The following is a 19,398-nucleotide window of genomic DNA, read 5'->3' on the forward strand; positions in this document are numbered from 1 at the left end:
CCGCGCCTTCAGCGGCCATCTGAGCCCCGCGGGGCCGGGGTGGGCTATGCGCCGCGGGGCCGGTGTGGGCCATGCGCCGCGCCGGCGTAGCGACTGTGCCGCGCGCATCGCGCCCCATAGCCGTGAAGGGTTTCCCCGTCCTCGACCCGCCGGTTCCTGTTCTCGCGCCTGACGCAACGGGCGCGAGAGGACGAGCCTGGTGCCGCCATGGCCGCTCGAATGTCCTTGCGCTTCTCCTCGGCCCGGCGCCGGCGGTCCCGCTCCCGGCAGTCCCGCTCCGGGGAGTCCCTGCCTGCCGTCGGCGCGGAAGGACGACAGCTCGGTAACCCGTTCGGCGTCCAGCACCACGTCCGTCCGGGAGTGGGCACAGGTGCCGCGGGGAGGCCGGGCATCGCCGTGAGACCGCCCCGTCGTACCGCCCAGGCGACGAGGCGGGCCGGGTGCAAGCCGCCGTCGATCGGGCAACACGCCGTGACAGACGTATTGGCGCCCATCCTCAGTAGTTGTCGGCCACCGCTCGTTTGGGTCCAAGTGATACCCGTGAGACATCACCGCAGGGCGTAAGAAATTCCAGTTCGTGAACCTTCCGACACTGCTGAGCTGCAACTCTTTCCATTTCTCTAGATCGTTCATGGGAAGTCAATGCCTTCGCCCCATTACTCCATTCGGAGTGTTTTTTGGGACTGGATCATTTGATGAGCGGCAAGTGAAGGTCAATTGGATTTGTCGCGCCCTGTTTTGATCGGGTTCCGCTCCCTACAATCCGTCCACATCTTGAGCTCTGGACGACGTCAAGGAGGACGAATGGCGGGGCTCTACACCTCAGAACTGGCCGACCACCCCACCTCACTCGCAGCCGCGGTACTCACGGACGACAATCGCCTGATCATCATTGTCGTCGCCGCCGTGGCACTGGCAGCGCTCGTCGTTGCCCAGCTCCTGGTCCGCCAGGTACTGGCGGCCGGCGAGGGCACCGATTCCATGAAGAAGATCGCAGCAGCGGTCCAGGAAGGCGCAAATGCCTATCTGGCCCGTCAGTTGCGCACACTCGGCGTGTTCGCAGTCGTCGTGTTCTTTCTCCTCCTCCTACTTCCAGCGGACAACTGGTCCCAGCGCGCCGGGCGCTCGGTGTTCTTCCTGGTGGGTGCGCTTTTCTCGGCAGCCACCGGATACATCGGCATGCGGCTCGCCGTACGGGCGAATGTGCGTGTGGCCGCGGCGGCGCGAGAGGCCACACCGGCGCCGGGTGAACCAGAAAGGGATCTGACCGCCGTTGCACACAAAGCAATGAAGATCGCTTTCCGTACGGGAGGCGTGGTGGGAATGTTCACCGTGGGCCTCGGTCTGCTCGGGGCCTCCTGTGTCGTTCTCGTCTATGCCGCCGACGCCCCCAAGGTCCTGGAAGGCTTCGGTCTCGGCGCCGCGCTGATCGCGATGTTCATGCGTGTCGGTGGCGGAATCTTCACCAAAGCCGCTGACGTCGGCGCCGACCTCGTCGGCAAGGTCGAACAGGGCATCCCCGAGGACGACCCCCGTAACGCGGCCACCATCGCCGACAACGTGGGCGACAACGTCGGCGACTGCGCGGGAATGGCCGCCGACCTCTTCGAGTCGTACGCGGTCACGTTGGTCGCGGCGCTCATCCTCGGTACGGCCGCCTTCGGCGACGCAGGACTCGCCTTTCCGCTGATCGTCCCCGCGATCGGCGTGCTCACCGCGATGATCGGCATCTTCGCGGTGGCTCCACGGCGCTCCGACCGCAGCGGTATGACCGCGATCAACCGGGGGTTCTTCATCTCCGCGCTGATCTCGCTCGCCCTGGTGGCGGTGGCGTCCTTCGTCTACCTTCCGTCCACGTTCGCCGAGTTGGAAGGAGTCACCGAAGCCGCGGTCTCGTCACACGAGGGCGACCCCCGGATCTTCGCCCTCGCCGCCGTCGCGATCGGGATCGTGCTCGCCGCCCTGATCCAGCAGTTGACGGGGTACTTCACCGAGACCAACCGACGGCCCGTCAGGGACATCGGCAAGTCCTCACTGACCGGTCCTGCGACCGTCGTCCTGGCCGGGATCTCCATCGGCCTGGAATCCGCCGTCTACACAGCGCTCCTGATCGGGCTCGGTGTGTACGGAGCCTTCCTGCTGGGCGGCACGTCCATCATGTTGGCGCTCTTCGCGGTGGCTCTCGCCGGTACGGGACTGCTCACCACGGTCGGCGTCATCGTGGCCATGGACACCTTCGGGCCTGTTTCCGACAACGCCCAGGGCATCGCCGAGATGTCCGGAGACGTGCAGGGCGCGGGCGCGCAGGTCCTCACCGACCTGGACGCCGTCGGCAACACCACCAAGGCCATCACCAAGGGAATCGCCATCGCCACCGCCGTACTGGCGGCTGCGGCGCTCTTCGGGTCGTACCGCGACGCCATCGCGACCGCGGCCCGGGACGTCGGGGAGAAGGTCGGCGACGGCGCTCCGATGAACCTTGTCATGGACATCTCGCAGCCCAACAATCTGGTGGGCCTGATCCTGGGCGCCGCGGTCGTCTTCCTCTTCTCGGGGCTGGCGATCAACGCGGTGTCCCGGTCGGCTGGGGCCGTGGTGTACGAGGTGCGACGGCAGTTCCGTGAGCACCCCGGGATCATGGACTACACCGAGAAGCCGGAATACGGTCGGGTCGTCGACATCTGCACCAAGGACGCCCTGCGGGAACTGGCGACTCCCGGGCTACTGGCCGTGCTCACGCCCATCGCGGTCGGGTTCTCCCTGGGTGTCGGAGCCCTCGGCGCCTTCCTCGCGGGAGCGATCGGCACCGGCACGCTGATGGCCGTCTTCCTCGCCAACTCCGGAGGTGCGTGGGACAACGCCAAGAAACTGGTGGAGGACGGCCACCACGGAGGCAAGGGCAGCGAAGCACACGCCGCGACGGTGATCGGCGACACGGTCGGCGATCCCTTCAAGGACACGGCGGGTCCGGCGATCAACCCCCTGCTCAAGGTTATGAACCTGGTCGCGCTGCTGATCGCTCCGGCGGTGGTCCAGTTCAGTTACGGAGACGATGCGAGCGCGGGCGTCAGGGCGGTGGTCGCGGTCCTCGCCGTGCTGATCATCGTGGTCGCGGTCTACATCTCCAAACGGCGCGGCATCACCGTCGGGGACGACGAGCCCCAGCCGGCGGAGCGGAGCAGTCCGACGCCCGATCCCGCGGTGGTCTCGTAACAACCGATTGACCGTCACCCTTCCAAAGAGCGGGCGGACGCCATCTCATGACGTGGCGTCCGCCCGTTCGTCATGGTGTTCAGCCGCCTGCCGTGAGCCTTCTCTCTCCTGATGCAAATGGCGCAATGAGGTATGAACCGGATGCAGGGCGCGCTGTGGTCGCCCACATGGCGTGTATGTTCCGGGGCCGAGGAGCCTTGGAAGGGACCCAATCCGGTGAACAAGAAGCTTGCGGTCGCGCTGACCAGCAGTGCGGTGCTGGTACTGGCGCTGTCGGGTTGCAGCAGCGACGAGGACAAATTCACGGTCGACGACTGGGCCAAGAAGTACTGCGACGCGGCACAGCCCCAGATCAAGAAGCGGGTCGACGCCGAACAGCTCATCCGCTCGACTGCGTCGGACGGCAAACCGGCTGACATCCAGTCCGCGGACTCCAAGGCGTTCCAGGACCTCTCGGATGCGGACAAGGGCCACGCCGCAGCGCTGAGGGCCGCTGGAACCCCGCCCGTCGACGGTGGGGAAGAGCTGGTCAAGAGTGCCGCGGCCGAGTTCGACGCCGAGTCCACCGCGTATTTGAATCTGAAGAAGCAGGTGGACGCACTCGACGTCCAGAACCAGCAGAACTTCGCCGATGGCCTCAAGCCGATCGCGGAGGGGCTGGCGAAGATCGAGGTGAACCAGAGCGCTCGGCAGAAGTTGCGGTCGGGGGAGACCGGTACGGCCATGGCGAAGCAGCCGGGCTGCAAGCCCGTGAAGCCGAGCCCCGCGGCCAGTTCGGCCACCTGAGCGCGGTGGCCCGCGGGAGCTGACGGCCGACGGCGCGATGGCCCGGCGACACGCCCGGCCGAGCCGGCAGCGGACCGGCTCACCGGGCCTGGCTCCCTCCCGCGGGCACCGGGGCTGACGGCTGTCATCGGCACCGCCGCCCGGGCTCCGGTTGCGACGTTGCCTGCCCTTCGCCCGAGCGTTCGGCCCGGCGGGCGCTCCGGGCAGGGAAGGCCCCGGCCCGTTCCTCGGTGGGCGGGGCAGCGGTTGTCAGTGGCGGCGGACACAATGGGCGGGTGAGTACGACCGATGCCTCGCCCGACCTTCCGTCCGCCGTCCATGCGCTCAAGCTGCGTGAGGCGTTGCTCCTCGGCGACTTCACCGTCGATGGGCTGCTCGATCTCCTGGGTGGGTCCGCGTACGCCGCGCTCGCCCGCAGTGAGACCGTGCCCGCCCTGAGAGCCACGCGCGGCGGGGCGGCTCTGGCCGGACTCGTTCGGCTGTTCCTGCTCCAACAGCCCGTGGACGAGGCGCAGGCCGGTGCCGTTCTGCCGCTGGAGGAGTGCTTGGCCGACGGCTGGGTGGTCCGTTCGGACGGCCTGGTCCGGGCGACGGTGGACATCCGTCCGTACGGCGGTCCCGAAGGCCAGGACTGGTTCATCGTCTCCGACCTGGGCTTCGCGGTCGGTGGGGCTGGCGGTGCCAGCGGGCAGAGAGAGGCGGTTGTCCTCGGTGTCGGAGGTGCTTCCACGACGCTCGCTGGCATCACCGTGCGCAACCCGGTGTCCGCCGCGCTCGACATCGGTACCGGCTCCGGCATCCAAGCGCTCCACGCCGCACAGCACTCCGGCCGGGTGGTGGCCACGGATCTGAACCCCCGTGCACTGGACTTCACCCGACTGACTCTCGCGCTCTCCGCGGCTCCCGCGGCCGATCTCCGGCAGGGCTCGCTCTTCGATCCGGTCGGGGAGGACACCTTCGACCTGGTCGTTTCCAATCCGCCCTTTGTGATCTCACCCGGCGCGGACGCCCGGCTGACCTACCGCGACGGCGGCATGGCGGGGGACGAGTTGTGTCGTTCCCTCGTCCAGCGGGCGGGGGACCGGCTGAATTCCGGCGGATATGCGCATTTCCTCGCCAACTGGGAGCACGTCGAGGGCGAGGAGTGGCAGGAGAGGTTGCGTTCCTGGGTGCCCGACGGCTGTGACGCGTGGATCGTCCAGCGAGAGGTGCAGGACGTGACGCAGTACGCCGAGTTGTGGCTGCGCGACAGCGGTGACCACCGCGGCGACCCCGCCCGCTACGCCGAACGGTACGAGCGATGGCTGGACGAGTTCGAGGCGCGGGGCACCCGGGCGGTCGGCTTCGGCTGGATCACCCTGCGGAAGTCGGGCGTCGATCGGCCTTCCGTGGTGGTGGAGGAGTGGCCGCATCCGGTGGAGCAGCCGCTCGGCGAGACCGTACGGGCGCACTTCGCCCGGCAGGACTATCTGCGCGACCATGACGACGCGGCCCTTCTCGCGGACCGCTTCGTCCTGGCCGCCGACGTAGTCCAGGAGCAGGTCGGTCAGCCCGGCGCCGAGGATCCGGAGCACGTGGTGCTCAGGCAGCACCGCGGCATGCGTCGCGCGACCAAGGTGGACACGGTCGGCGCGGGGTTCGCGGGTGCCTGTGACGGGACGTTGAGCGCCGGCCGGATCCTGGACGCCATCGCCCAGTTGATCAATGAGGACCCCGTGCTGCTGCGGGACCGCACGCCACAGGCACTGCGACTGCTGGTTGAGGAGGGCTTCCTGGAGCCCGTCCCATCAACCGATCCGACCGTACGGTGATGTTTCGCCCTGAATAGCCTGGATGCCCCGCAGTGGTCGGGGAGGAGGCGGCTGCCGCGTTCGGCAGTTCTGCGGTCGGTCGCTGCCTCAGGGCTCGGGCGAGTGAGGGCGGTTGATCGCCCGAAGCAGAGGGGGCGGGTCGGATTCGGCTGCCGGGGCGTTGTACGGGGGCGGATCCGGAAGCCGTGCACAGGCCGGGAGCCTCTTCGTGTGCGGCTACCGCTCGCACCAGGGGAGTTCACTCACCCTTGGAAGAGACCTGGAAGAGATGTGGAAGAGATCAGGCCATTGTTGGGCTTCGGGGGTTGTCTGCGACGGCATTGCTGTCCGACTCCGCGTAGGGGCGCGGGCTCGGACGGATGTGCGGTGCTTCGACCGCACCTTTCGACCGCCTCCGAGCGCGTTCGACCAGGCCCCCGGGCAGCGCGGCGTCCCTAGCGGACGGTTGGCCGAACGGCTGCCACCCGCCGTGGTGAACGCCGACACCTGCCGTGTGGAACGTTCGGGCGCCCGGGGAAGTACGAGACAGCACCAAGAACAGCCCAGGAAACGCCAAATAGTGAACCCAAAGCCCAGAACCCCAAGCCCAAAAAGAGGAGTGCCCTCCTCGCTCGGGTGAACCCCGGTGGTGTTCATCCGGAATTGGTGTCCAGGACGTCATGAACTGCCAGCCTCAGCCGCGGGGAATCACCCCACGCCACCTCGATGGCGGCACGGGCGCAGGACGGGGCACGGCATGGAAAGTGGACCAGCGATCTTTGCAGGGGCGGCGTTCTCGCTGTTCGGGGCCGGATTGTTGCTGTGGACGGCGGTCCGGTCCACCCATCGCGCACCGGTTGCCCATGGGGTCCATCCCGGGATGGCCGTCGCCCTCACCGTCGTATTCGGCGCTGTGTCACTGGCCCTGGGCGTCTGGTGCTTCGGCCGGGTCTGAGTAGCCGTGCCTGAGGTGTAGCCGTGCCTGAAGAGAGGACTATCCGGCAGTGGTGTGCCCGCCGCCCGATCGGGCCGGGTCCCTGGATGTCGGCCATCCCGTGTGCCGGGCGGAGGCGCGACCGCTGGTTCGTAGCCGCCGATGCTTGCCGGTGAACGCAAGGATGAGCGTGCCGATAGGCATGGCAGGCGGACCTCTCCTCATCGACGGCCTCGGCAGAGGCTCGGTCGACGCTGCCTCGATGCGTACTCTTGAGACGAATTTTGCGACTGTTTGAACGCTGCCCGACCGGCCTCGATCCTGGGACTCCTGGTTCTGATCAAGAGCTGTGATCGATGAGGGGCGCCCTCGGGGGTGGCCGCCCGACCTGGACCGCCGGCCTCGTTTCGGCGTCCTGGAGTACGTGCCCGACCTCCCACCTTCCGCGGTCGGCGCCCGGCCACCCTCCATCGGGGCGCCAGAACAGTGGCGTGTCGGGCCGGGCGGCAGGAATGCCCGGACTCGGGTTACCGTTCGAGTGGCCGTTGCGGGCTTTTACCGTTTGACACGGGGGCGGGTTGTACCGTCACACTCCGCAGCGGCAGCAGGAGCGCCAAAGTTTCGAGCAGTGCCCAGCAGTGCCGCAGCAGTGTCACGACGTGCGTCATCAGCGTCGTACTGCCGTGTCTGCCCAGCCAAGCATTCAACCGGAGAGAAGAGCGAAGTTGTCCCCGACCAGCGAGACCGCACAGGGCGGCCGACGCCTCGTGATCGTCGAGTCGCCAGCCAAGGCGAAGACGATCAAGGGCTACCTCGGCCCCGGCTATGTCGTCGAGGCGAGCGTCGGGCACATCCGCGACCTCCCGAACGGCGCGGCTGAGGTGCCCGAGAAGTACACCGGTGAGGTGCGCCGACTCGGTGTCGACGTCGAGCATGACTTCCAGCCCGTCTACGTCGTCAATGCCGATAAGAAGGCGCAGGTCAGAAAGCTCAAGGAACAGCTCGCCGACTCCGACGAGCTCTATCTGGCCACCGATGAGGACCGCGAGGGCGAGGCCATCGCCTGGCATCTGCTGGAGGTCCTCAAGCCCAAGGTCCCGGTCCACCGGATGGTCTTCCACGAGATCACCAAGGAAGCGATCCGAGAGGCCGTCGCCAATCCGCGCGAGCTGAACAAGCGCATGGTCGACGCCCAGGAGACCCGTCGCATCCTGGACCGGCTCTACGGCTACGAGGTTTCGCCGGTCCTGTGGAAGAAGGTCATGCCCCGGCTGTCCGCAGGCCGGGTGCAGTCCGTCGCCACCCGCCTGGTCGTCGAGCGTGAGCGTGAGCGCAGGGCGTTCCGCTCCGCCGAGTACTGGGATCTGACCGGGACGTTCTCGACCGGCCGCGCCGGCGATCCCTCCGACCCCTCGACCCTCGCCGCCCGACTGAACACGGTCGACGGCAAGCGCGTCGCCCAGGGGCGGGACTTCGGCCCGGACGGACAGCTCAAGTCGGGCCAGGCCCAGATCCTGCACCTGGACGAAGCACATGCCCGTGCGTTGGCCGTCGCGCTGGAGAGCACCTCGTTCTCCGTCCGCTCGGTGGAGTCCAAGCCCTACCGCCGCTCTCCGTACGCACCCTTCCGTACGACGACGATGCAGCAGGAGGCGTCGCGGAAGCTGGGCTTCGGTGCCAAGGCCACGATGCAGGTCGCGCAGAAGCTGTACGAGAACGGCTTCATCACCTATATGCGTACCGACTCCACCACGCTCTCCGAGACCGCGGTGTCGGCGGCGCGCGCCCAGGTGACCCAGCTCTACGGGGCCAGCTATCTGCCGGACAAGCCCCGTGTCTATGCGGGCAAGGTCAAGAACGCGCAGGAGGCCCACGAGGCGATCCGCCCTTCGGGTGATCGTTTCCGCACTCCGGCCGAGACAGGTCTGACCGGTGACCAGTTCCGGCTCTACGAGCTGATCTGGAAGCGGACCGTGGCTTCCCAGATGAAGGACGCCGTCGGTAACTCGGTCACCGTACGGATCGGCGGCGCCGCGGCGGACGGCCGCGACGTCGAGTTCACCGCGTCCGGCAAGACGATCACCTTCCACGGCTTCATGAAGGCGTACGTCGAAGGGGCCGACGACCCGAACGCCGAGCTCGACGACCGCGAGCGCCGGCTGCCGCAGGTCGCGGAGGGTGACGCGCTCGCCGCCGAGGAGATCTCGGTCGACGGCCACGCGACCAAGCCGCCCGCGCGCTACACCGAGGCGTCGCTGGTCAAGGAGCTGGAAGAGCGCGAGATCGGTCGCCCTTCCACCTATGCCTCGATCATCGGCACCATCCTGGACCGCGGCTATGTCTTCAAGAAGGGGACGGCCCTCGTGCCCTCCTTCCTGAGCTTCGCCGTCGTCAACCTGCTGGAGACGCACTTCGGCCGGCTCGTCGACTATGACTTCACCGCCAAGATGGAGGATGACCTCGACTGCATCGCCCGGGGCGAGGCGCAGTCGGTGCCGTGGCTGAAGCGTTTCTACTTCGGTCAGGGCGCACAGGCTGCCGGTGCCCCCCAGAGTGACGCCGCAGCCGCGGGCAACGGGGACGGCGACCACCTCGGCGGTCTCAAGGCCCTGGTCACCGACCTCGGCGCGATCGACGCTCGGGAGATCTCCAGCTTCCCGGTGGGCGACGGCATCGTCCTGCGCGTCGGCCGCTACGGTCCCTATGTCGAGCGGGGCGAGAAGGACCAGGAAGGCCACCAGCGCGCCGACGTTCCGGACGACCTCGCTCCGGACGAGCTGACGGTGGAGTACGCGGAGGAGCTGCTGGCCAAGCCCAGTGGGGACTTCGCCCTGGGCACCGACCCGGTGTCGGGCAACGAGATCGTGGCGAAGGACGGGCGCTACGGCCCGTACGTCACCGAGATCCTGCCCGAAGGCACCCCGAAGACCGGCAAGAACGCGGTCAAGCCGCGCACGGCCTCGCTCTTCAAGAGCATGTCCCCGGACACGGTCACTCTGGCCGACGCCCTCAAGCTGATGTCCCTGCCGCGCGTCGTCGGCAAGGACGCCGAAGGCGTTGAGATCACCGCGCAGAACGGTCGGTACGGCCCGTACCTCAAGAAGGGCACCGACTCGCGCTCCCTGGAGAACGAGGACCAGCTCTTCACGATCACGCTGGACGAGGCCCTGGCGATCTACGCCCAGCCCAAGCAGCGCGGGCGGGCAGCGGCCAAGCCGCCGCTGAAGGAACTGGGCAACGACCCGGTGAGCGAGCGTCCCGTGGTGGTCAAGGACGGCCGTTTCGGCCCATACGTCACCGATGGCGAGACCAACGCCACCCTGCGCAGCGGTGACAGCGTGGAGGACATCACTCCGGAGCGCGGCTACGAGCTGCTCGCCGAGAAGCGCGCCAAGGCTCCGGCCAAGAAGACGGCGAAGAAGGCTCCCGCCAAGAAGGCCACCGCGAAGAAGACCACGGCCACGAAGACCACGGCCACGAAGACGGCTGCCAAGACCACCGCGAAGAAGACGGTGGCGAAGAAGGCTCCCGCCAAGAAGGCGACCACGACGAAGACCACGGCGTCGGCCAAGGCCACCGGCGACGCATAGACGCCCGAAGGCTCATCGCCGCATGGGCTCACTGCACGAGTCCACCGCATGGGTTCGCCGAATAGGTCCACCGAACGGGCCTTCACGACCAGCTTCAGCTCCGGTCGTGAAGGCCCGTTCGGTTGTTTTACCCCCTGCGTCCTCTTCCGTGTGGATGGCTGCGCTGTGTGGAGAATGTGACGGTTGCGTCGCAAGGGTGTCGAGAGGTCGGCGATGGCCTGCGGCGGAGCCGGCAGACCTGTCCAGAAACGCCCATATGTTCGGGCTGACACCTCGGGGAGCTAGGCGCTCCGGATAGGCTGGGCGGATGACGCGAGCCGAGCAGCCAGCCAAGCAGCAGACGGTCGAGGGCACCGTCTCAGAGACTGCCTCAGACTCCGACGCCCTTGCCGCGGACTCCCGCGAGCGGGCGCTGCGCTCCCTGCTGCGCGTCCCCTCACTGCGTCGCCTGTGGAACGCCCAGGCGGTTGGAGCGGTCGGCGATGCCCTGGCCGTTCTGGTGCTGCTCCTGCTCACGCTCCAAGCGGCGGTGGCGGAGGGAACCCTCGGTGACGGCTATCGGGGTGCGGCCTTCTCCGTCGCCGCCGTTCTCGGCGCACGCATCCTCGCCACCTTCCTCTTCGGCGCGGTACTGCTCGGTCCGCTGACCTCGCTCACCTCGCCCAAGGGCCCCCTGGATCGTCGCTGGACCATGATTGCGTCGGACGGGGTGCGATTGGCGCTGCTGATCGTCGCCCCCCTGTGGCTCGACTGGACCCCGGCGAACGCCGTACTGATGCTGCTGGTCACCGTGTTCGTCCTGGGCGTCGCCGAACGCTTCTGGACCGTCGCCCGAGACGGAGCCGCCCCGGCATTGCTCCCCGCGCCGCCCCTGGAGGGCGCTGCGGTGCGTCCCCTGCCGGACCACCTCGACGCCTTGCGCAGGCTCTGGCTGCGTACGGGATTCGTCGCCATTCCGATCGCCGCCGTGGTGCTGCTCGTCGCCACACTGGTCGGCAAGGCGCTGGGCACGGGCGTCGACTGGTTCTCCCTGCACCAGGCGGCCCTCGGTTCGTACGTCGCAGCCGGGCTCTTCGCCGCATCCGTCTCCGTACTCGCCTTCGTCACCCTGCCTTCGTCGCCGACACCGCGCCCGCGCTCGCCGCTCGAAGGTCTGCGTCGACCGTCCGCCGTCGGCGGTGACGGCGTCGAGAAGGGCCGTACGGGCGCGGTCCCGCTCTTCGTCATCGGCTGCGCGGCGGTCGCGGGTGCGGTCGCGGCAGCCGTTGCCGTGTCCGTGCTCCACGCCGTCGACCTGGGTGGCGGCCCGCTGACCTTCGCCCTTCTCGTCCTCGCTCTGACCGGTGGTACGACCCTCGGAATCCGCGGGGGTGAGTCGGTGCTGCCGACGCTCTCCCGCCGACGTCTGCTGGCGCTCGCCCTCGCCGTCACGGGGATCGCGCTGCTGTCGATGGGGCTGGTGCCCGACACGGCGACCGTCGTGTTCGCCGCGGTGATCGGCGGTTTCGCAGCCGGTGTCGCCGCGAAGACCGGTCATGCGCTCATCGCCCAGGAGTGCGAGGACCCCCGGCAGGCCCGGATGAACGACCACCTCCAGGCGGTCGTGCGCGTCTCCATCGCCTTCGGAGCTCTCGCGGCGGCCCTGTTCGCCGCGGCGATCGGACCGCAGCGACTGGCCGGCGGCGACCTCGCTTTCGTCCGCGGCGGTGCGGCCTTCAGCCTGATGCTGATGGGTGCGCTGCTGCTGCCCGTCGCGGCGGTCCTGCTCGCCAAGACGGACGACCGCTCCGGCGTACCGCTGCGTCGCGACCTGACCGAGGCACTGCGCGGCGGGGCCGACCCGGCACAGGCGATCGCCCCCACCGGTTTCTTCATCGCACTCGAAGGCGGCGACGGCGCGGGCAAGTCCACGCAGGTCGAGGCCCTCGCGCGATGGATCCGCGCAAAGGGCCACGAGGTCGTCGTCACCCGTGAACCCGGCGCCACCCCTGTGGGCAAGCGGCTGAGGTCGATCCTGCTCGATGTGTCATCCGCGGGACTCTCCAACCGTGCCGAGGCCCTGCTGTACGCCGCCGACCGCGCGGAACACGTCGACTCGGTGGTGCGGCCCGCCCTCGAAAGGGGCGCGATCGTCATCTCCGACCGGTATATCGACTCCTCGGTCGCCTATCAGGGCGCGGGCCGTGATCTGTCGCCGACGGAGATCGCCCGTATCTCGCGCTGGGCGACGGACGGTCTGGTGCCGAATCTGACGGTCCTGCTCGACGTCTCGCCCGCGACCGCGCGGGAGCGGTTCACCGAGGCCCCGGACCGGCTGGAGTCGGAGCCGGCCGAGTTCCACGGACGGGTGCGCTCCGGATTCCTGACGCTCGCCGCTGGCGACCCCGGACGCTATCTCGTGGTGGATGCGGGACAGGACCCCGAAGCCGTGACCACGGTCGTACGCCACCGGCTCGACCAGTTGCTCCCCCTCTCCGAAGCCGAGGTACGGGCCCAGGAGGAGGCCCGTCGCAAGGCGGAGGAAGAGCTGCGCCGCAAGGCCGAGGAGGAAGCCGCCCGCAAGGCCGAGGAAGAACGGCTGGAGCGCGTGCGTGAGGAGCAGCTCGCGAAGCTCCGCGCCGAGGAGGAGGCCCGCCGCAAGGCCGAGGAGGAGGCCGCACGCCAGCGCGAGGAGGAGCGCAAGGCGGAAGAGGCCCGTCAGCGTGCCGAGGAGGAGCGCCGGGCGGCCGAGGAGGAGCGGCGCAGGCGGGAGGCCGAGGAACGGGCGAAGCACGAGGAGCAGGAGCGACTGCGCAGGCTCGCCGAGGAGCAGGCACGGCTGCGCGCCGAGGCCGAGGAACGGCGGCTGGAGAAGCAGCGCAGGGCTGAGGAGGCCCTGCTGCGAGCTGAAGAGGCCCGCTTGCTCGCCGAAGCGGCTGCGGCGGCCAAGGCTGCGAAGGAGGCGGCGGAGGCTCAGGCGGCTGAGGAAGCTGCCGCGAAGGTCAGGGCTGCGGAGGAAGCGGCTGCCGCGAAGGCTCGCGCGGCGGAGCGAGCTGCCGCGAAGGCCAGGGCTGAGGAAGCAGCGGTTGCGGCGGAGGCCGCCCGGGAGTCCGCGGCTCGGGAAGCCGAGCAAACTGAGCGAGCCAAGCGATCTGAGCGATCTGAGCGATCTGGGCATGCTCAGGATGGCAGTGCGGGAACGGCTCGCGGTGCCACCGCGAAGAGCGGGGTGACCTCGGGCCATGAGGTGACCGTGCCGACGCCGATCGTGGACCCGACCGACCCGACCGACCCGACCGACCCGTCCGCCCAGGAGATCACCGTGCCCACCCCCGTGGTGGGACCCAATGATGTGACGCAGGAGGTCCCCAAGATCTCCGGGAGTGCTCCTGCGGATCGTGAACTGGACGAGACCGCGGTTCTGCCGCCAGTCCGTGACGAGCGGCTGGACGAGACCGCGGTTCTGCCACCCGTCCGTGACGAGCGGCTGGACGAGACGGCCGTACTGCCGCCGGTGCGGGACGAAGAGCCGACCGATCGGGTGCCTCCGGGGATCTTCCGGGACGAGCAGCCGAAGCGTCGGCCGGCCGGTTCGGCCCGCTCGACGGGTTCGGGCGGCCGGGGCACCGGTCGCAAGCCGCGGTCGGATTCCGGTCCGACCTCCCGCCCCCGGTCTGCGGAGGAGCCGCGATTGTCGTCCGCGGGGTCGGGTCTCGTGGGGCCCAACGACCGCACGCGGGAGCTGCCCCAGATCGACCCGGACACCGGGCGTCCGCGCCGCCGTTCGGACTGGGCGGAGGAGACCCCCCTCGACGATCTGCCGACGCTCGCCGATGAACTGTTCGGTTCCCAAGGGGACGACGACGAGCGGGGCAACGGCCCTGGCCGTCGGCGCGGGCGATAGCAGAAGCGGGCCCTCCGTCGGCTGGGCTGTCACTGCCTCAGCGGCTCCCGTACGGGAGCCGCTGACGTCTCGGTGGACGGCACTGTCAGTCCCCTGGCGCACAATGGGAGCCCTCAGCACAGAAGGCAGGTGACCGGCAGATGGCGGTTTGGGATGACCTCGTCGGCCAGGAGCGGGTGCACAAGCAGCTCAGCGCCGCTGCCCGTGACGCCGATGCGCTCGTCACCGCCGAGGCCAGTGGGGAAACCCTCGCCGACACCTCCACGATGACGCATGCGTGGTTGTTCACTGGCCCCCCCGGCTCCGGATTGGCCACGGCCGCCCGTGCCTTCGCCGCGGCGTTGCAATGCATCAGCCCCGACCGTGCCCTCGGCGGGGCGCCGGGCTGTGGATTCTGTGACGGCTGCCACACCGCCCTCATCGGTACGCACACGGATGTCCAGGTCGTCCGTACCGACCTACTGTCGACCGGCCGCAAGGTGACCCGAGAGCTCGTCCGGCGCGCTCAGCTCTCCCCAGCGGTCGGCCGCTGGCAGGTGATCATCCTGGAGAACGCGGATCGACTCACCGAAGGCGCCGGCAATGTCCTGCTGAAGGCCGTCGAGGAGCCCGCTCCCCGTACGGTGTGGTTGCTGTGCGCGCCGTCACTGGAGGACGTGCTGCCCACGATCCGGTCCCGATGCCGTCATCTGATGCTGCGTACGCCCCCCGTCGACGCGGTCGCCGATGTGCTGATCCGTCGGGACGGCATCGAGCCCGAGGTCGCCGCCGCCGCCGCTCGCGCCACCCAGGGGCACATCGACCGGGCCCGACGGCTCGCCACCGATGAGCGGGCTCGTTCCCGTCGGGCCACCATCCTCAAACTGCCCCTGCGGGTCGATGACGTCGGAGCCGCGCTCAAGGCCGCACAGGAGTTGATCGACGCCGCCGCGGACGATGCCAAGCAGGTCGCGGAGGAGGTCGACACCAAGGAGGTCGATGAGCTGAAGGCAGCCCTCGGCGCGACACAGGGCGGCCGGATGCCGCGGGGGACTGCGGGCGCCATGAAGGAGTTGGAAGACCAGCAGAAGAGCCGTAGGACCCGCACCCAACGGGACACCCTGGATCTTGCACTCGGCGATCTCACCAGCTTCTACCGCGATGTGCTCGCCCTCCAACTGGGCTCGGAGGTAGCCATCGCCAATGGGGACGTCCGGGACGGCTTGGAGCGGATCGCCCGTTCCTCCACACCGGAGAGCACCCTGCGGCGGATCGAGGCGGTGTTCGCCTGCCGGGACGCACTCCAGAAGAACGTGGCCGCTCTGCTGGCGGTCGAATCCATGGCGATGGCGTTGCGCGCGGGTTGACCACCGCGGAAGCGCGCGGCACCGGTTCGACACATCCCCAGTTCGACTCCGTGCTCCACCACGTCCCGATGGCTGTTCGTCGCACGAAGAGGTACCCACCTACCGGTTGAATTCACCCGTAAGAGCACGGATGGGCAACTTTTCCCGCAGTCGCCTACGCTCCGGGGATGGACCCAAGGCGCATGCTCCGCAGCTCAGTCCTCGCCGTGACCGCAGCCGGCCTGCTGTTGTCGGGCTGCACCGGAACGGATCCTTCCAACAGTTCCTCGGTATCCACTCCCGAGGGTGGCGGTTCGGGCTCGGGCACGAGCGCCGCCCCTGTCGCCGAGCTCAAGCCGTACTACGCGCAGAAGTTGGCCTGGCGGGAGTGCGGGGTCCCCGGATTCGAGTGCAGCACCCTGAAGGCGCCCCTCGACTACGAGAAGCCGCAAGGGGAGTCCATCAAACTCGCGGTGGCCCGTAAGAAGGCCACCGGACCCGGTGCCCGGATCGGTTCGCTGCTGGTCAACCCCGGTGGCCCCGGCGGGTCCGCCATCGGATACCTCCAGGCGTACGCGGGCATCGGCTATCCCGCCCAGGTCCGTGCCCGCTACGACATGGTGGCCATCGACCCGCGGGGGGTCGCCCGCAGCGAGCCCGTCGAATGCCTGACGGGCAAGGAGATGGACGCCTACACCCAGGTGGACCAGACGCCCGACGACCCGGCCGAGACCAATAGGCTCACCACCTCCTTCAAGGCATTCGCCACCGGATGCGAGAAGCGCTCCGGCACGGTCCTGCCCCATGTCTCCACCGAGGATTCCGCGCGGGACATGGATGTGCTGCGCGCCGTACTCGGTGACCGGAAACTCGCGTACGTCGGAGCGTCGTACGGAACCTTCCTGGGGGCGACGTACGCGGAACTCTTCCCCGACCGGGCCGGACGCCTCGTCCTCGATGGCGCGCTCGACCCTTCGCTGCCCGCCCGTCAGGTGAACCGTGATCAGACCGCAGGGTTCGAGACCGCCTTCCGCTCCTTCGCGACCGACTGTGTGACACGGACCGACTGCCCGCTGGGCACCACGTCGGTCGCGGACGCCTCCGCCCGCCTCAAGGAGTTCTTCGCCGAACTGGATGCGCGCCCGGTGCCCACCGGTGAGAGCCGTGAACTCGGCGAGTCGCTGGCCACGACCGGTGTGCTCACGGCGATGTACGACGAGAACGCCTGGCCACAGCTGCGGGAGGGACTGGCGAGCGCGATGGAGGGCGACGGCGCCGGTCTGTTGGCGCTGGCCGACAGCTACTACGAGCGCGAGAGCGATGGCTCGTACACCAATCTGATGTACGCCAACGCCGCCGTGAACTGTCTGGACCTGCCCCCCGCCTTCAGCCGTCCGCAGGACGTGGAGGAAGCGCTCCCCGACTTCGAGAAGGCATCGCCGGTGTTCGGGCGAGGGTTCGCCTGGGCGGCGCTGAACTGCGCGTACTGGCCCACCCCCGCCACCGGCACACCGCACCCCATCGAGGCCAAGGGAGCGGACCCGATCCTGGTGGTCGGCACGACGAAGGACCCGGCGACCCCCTACAAGTGGGCTCAGGCACTCGCCGACCAGCTGGCATCGGGTCGGCTGCTGACCTATGACGGGGACGGGCACACGGCGTACGGGCGGGGCAGCGAATGCATCGACTCGGCCATCAACGCCTACCTCCTGAAGGGCACGGTCCCGCAGGACGGCAAGCGCTGCCGCTGATCCACCGTGTCGCCTTCGGTCGACCCCTGAGCGGCGGGCGGGGTCAGTGCCCGGACGTGGCGGTGAATCCTCGCGGCACCAACCACGCCACCAGTACGGTGACCACGGCGACGATCCCGGCCGAGACGAAAGCCGTCGTGGTCAACGCGTCGTCGAAGGCGATGCGTGCGATCTCCAGGATCTGCCCGCCCCCGCCTTGAGCCAGCTCGAACGCACCACCGATCGACTCCCGGGCCTGCGCCGGCTGCCCGATCATGTGGTCTGCATAGACCGCCCCGTGAATCGACCCGAGCAGGGCCACGCCCAGTCCGACGCCGAGTTCATAGCTGGTCTCGGAAACCGCCCCTGCCTGTCCGGCCCGGGCCGCGGGAACGGCCGATACGAGAACGGACGACGCCGTGGTGATCGCGAGTCCATCCCCGAGGCCCAGCAGCACCAGGACGACGGCGACGTATCCGTAGCTGGTCGGCTCCGGTGAGAGCGCCAGGACCAGGAATCCGGCGACGACACCCCCGAGCCCCAGCGTCATGAGGGCGCGGACCCCCAACCGGTCCATCAACACGGGAGCCAGCAGCGATCCGCTGAGCACGGCGAGTGCTGCGGGCAGCGTGCGCAACCCGGCTTGGGAAGGCGAGTAGCCGTGGACGTACTGGAGCCAGAGCGACATGAGGAAGAGGGCCGCCCCGATCGCGAGCATCGCCATCAGGATGACCAGGGCCGCAGCGGTGAAGGCCCGGTTCCGGAAGAGCCGTACATCCAGCAGCGGATCGGGCAGTCCCAACTGTCGACGGGCGAACACCACCAGGACGAGCACTCCGACAGCCAGTACGACGATGTCCACGACACCCGGACTGCCCTTGGCGATGTGTTTGATGCCCCAGGCCAGCCCCACCACCCCGACGACCGAGAGGAGTGCGCTCGGCACATCCAGCGGGGCATGCCCCGCGTCCTTGAACTCCGGAAGCAGCCAGACGCCGGCGACGAAGGTGGCGATGACGACCGGAACGTTGAGCCAGAAGGCCGCGGCCCATCCGTACTCCTCCACGAGCACTCCGCCGATCAGCGGCCCCAGGGCCGCGCCGGCTCCTGCGACGGCGGCCCAGATGCCGATGGCCCGGGCGCGCTCGCGGGCGTTGGTGAAGATGTTCCGGATGAGGGAGAGCGTGGACGGCATGACCATGGCCCCGCCCACCCCGAGCAGTACCCGGCCCCCGATCAGCTGCCAGGTGCTGTTGGCGGTGGCGGCGACGATGGACGCCAGCCCGAAGATCACGATCCCGCCGAGGAAGAGGCGCTTACGGCCGTACCGGTCACTGACCGCACCGGTGGTGACGAGCAGACCGCCGAGGACGAGCCCGTAGATGTCGATGATCCACAGCTGTTCGATGGCGCTGGGCTGGAGGTCGTCGATCAGCGAGGGCAGGGCGACGTTCAGGATGGTGGCGTCCAGCGCAACCAGCAGCAGACTGGCGCACAACACCGCCAACATCGCCCACCGCTCCCGCCCCGGCTGCCACGGAGCATCGGCGGCGGCCTGCTGGGTGGCTCGGCCCATGGTGCCTCGCTTCATCGGGAGAGGGCTGGGGGTGTCCGTGCGACGGTCGTGAGGAGGCGCATGACGGGGTCGAAGGGATGAATGGATCTTCGTAAAGTATGTCCCGTTTTGCCCATCCATGCGCAAGTGGAACTGGGTCGATCGAGCCTCCCGTCCGGGGCCCTGGGTGGTTCGGGGCACGCACAACAACCCTGTAGACTCATCACCGCTGCTGATGCCAATGTGTCTCGCAAGAGCCGGTATCCCGCAGCTTGCCGCCTTAGCTCAGTTGGCCAGAGCAACGCACTCGTAATGCGTAGGTCTCGGGTTCGAATCCCGAAGGCGGCTCTGAAGGACCCCAGGACTCACTCGCCGTGACCTGGGGTTTTTCTCATTCTCGGGGATGATTTGCCGGTCGTGGCGGTTTCCCCTCTGTGGCCGGCCGGTCCAAGGGGGCGCAGGTGCAGCGGCTGTGCGGCGGGGTGCGCGGAGGGTGCCGCAGAACTGCACCCGGAGCGGTCCGGTGGCGCACTCCGGCGGGTGGATCAGCTTGGTGGAATCGGTCCGTCCAAGGTCGACTCGTCAGTTGACG

Annotated in this window: 9 protein-coding genes and 1 tRNA gene; 9 read left to right on the top strand and 1 reads right to left on the bottom strand. The window is 68.8% G+C overall.

Annotated features, from left to right (window positions below; translation table 11 throughout):
• Positions 1-804: 804 nt before the first annotated feature.
• The 8 genes from OID54_RS21270 to OID54_RS21305 all read left to right on the top strand — a co-directional run bounded on the left by OID54_RS21270 (position 805) and on the right by OID54_RS21305 (position 17,272).
• Positions 805-3,213, top strand: coding sequence for a sodium-translocating pyrophosphatase (locus OID54_RS21270; protein ID WP_329021687.1), 2,409 nt, complete (start codon positions 805-807; stop codon positions 3,211-3,213).
• 216 nt (positions 3,214-3,429) lie between these two features.
• Entirely contained in the window at positions 3,430-3,999 is a 570-nt protein-coding gene (locus OID54_RS21275) for a small secreted protein (RefSeq protein ID WP_329021688.1), read from the top strand.
• A 275-nt stretch (positions 4,000-4,274) separates the two neighbouring features.
• The gene (locus tag OID54_RS21280) at positions 4,275-5,810 is read left to right on the top strand and encodes a class I SAM-dependent methyltransferase (RefSeq protein ID WP_329021690.1); all 1,536 of its coding nucleotides are present in this window, start codon (positions 4,275-4,277) and stop codon (positions 5,808-5,810) included.
• 736 nt (positions 5,811-6,546) lie between these two features.
• Positions 6,547-6,744 carry a hypothetical protein gene (locus tag OID54_RS21285; RefSeq protein ID WP_329021692.1) on the top strand — a complete coding sequence of 66 codons (198 nt, stop codon included), beginning with the start codon at positions 6,547-6,549 and terminating at the stop codon, positions 6,742-6,744.
• Positions 6,745-7,448: 704 nt separating this feature from the next.
• The gene (gene topA / locus OID54_RS21290; RefSeq protein WP_329021694.1) at positions 7,449-10,313 is read left to right on the top strand and encodes a type I DNA topoisomerase; all 2,865 of its coding nucleotides are present in this window, start codon (positions 7,449-7,451) and stop codon (positions 10,311-10,313) included.
• Positions 10,314-10,620: 307 nt separating this feature from the next.
• Entirely contained in the window at positions 10,621-14,196 is a 3,576-nt protein-coding gene (tmk, locus tag OID54_RS21295; protein WP_329021695.1) for a dTMP kinase, read from the top strand.
• 140 nt (positions 14,197-14,336) lie between these two features.
• The gene (locus OID54_RS21300) at positions 14,337-15,542 is read left to right on the top strand and encodes a DNA polymerase III subunit delta' (RefSeq protein WP_329021697.1); all 1,206 of its coding nucleotides are present in this window, start codon (positions 14,337-14,339) and stop codon (positions 15,540-15,542) included.
• Between the two features lie 167 nt (positions 15,543-15,709).
• A complete protein-coding gene (locus OID54_RS21305; protein ID WP_329021699.1) occupies positions 15,710-17,272 on the top strand; it encodes an alpha/beta hydrolase in 1,563 nt (520 codons plus the stop codon).
• A gap of 43 nt (positions 17,273-17,315) precedes the next feature.
• On the opposite strand, the gene OID54_RS21310 is transcribed toward OID54_RS21305, so the two are convergent.
• Entirely contained in the window at positions 17,316-18,842 is a 1,527-nt protein-coding gene (locus OID54_RS21310; protein WP_329021701.1) for an MFS transporter, read from the bottom strand.
• A 238-nt stretch (positions 18,843-19,080) separates the two neighbouring features.
• On the opposite strand from OID54_RS21310, the gene OID54_RS21315 reads away from it, so the two are divergent.
• A tRNA-Thr gene (locus OID54_RS21315) sits at positions 19,081-19,154 on the top strand.
• Positions 19,155-19,398: the final 244 nt, after the last annotated feature.

It is taken from the genome of Streptomyces sp. NBC_00690 (assembly GCF_036226685.1).
GTDB lineage: Bacteria > Actinomycetota > Actinomycetes > Streptomycetales > Streptomycetaceae > Streptomyces.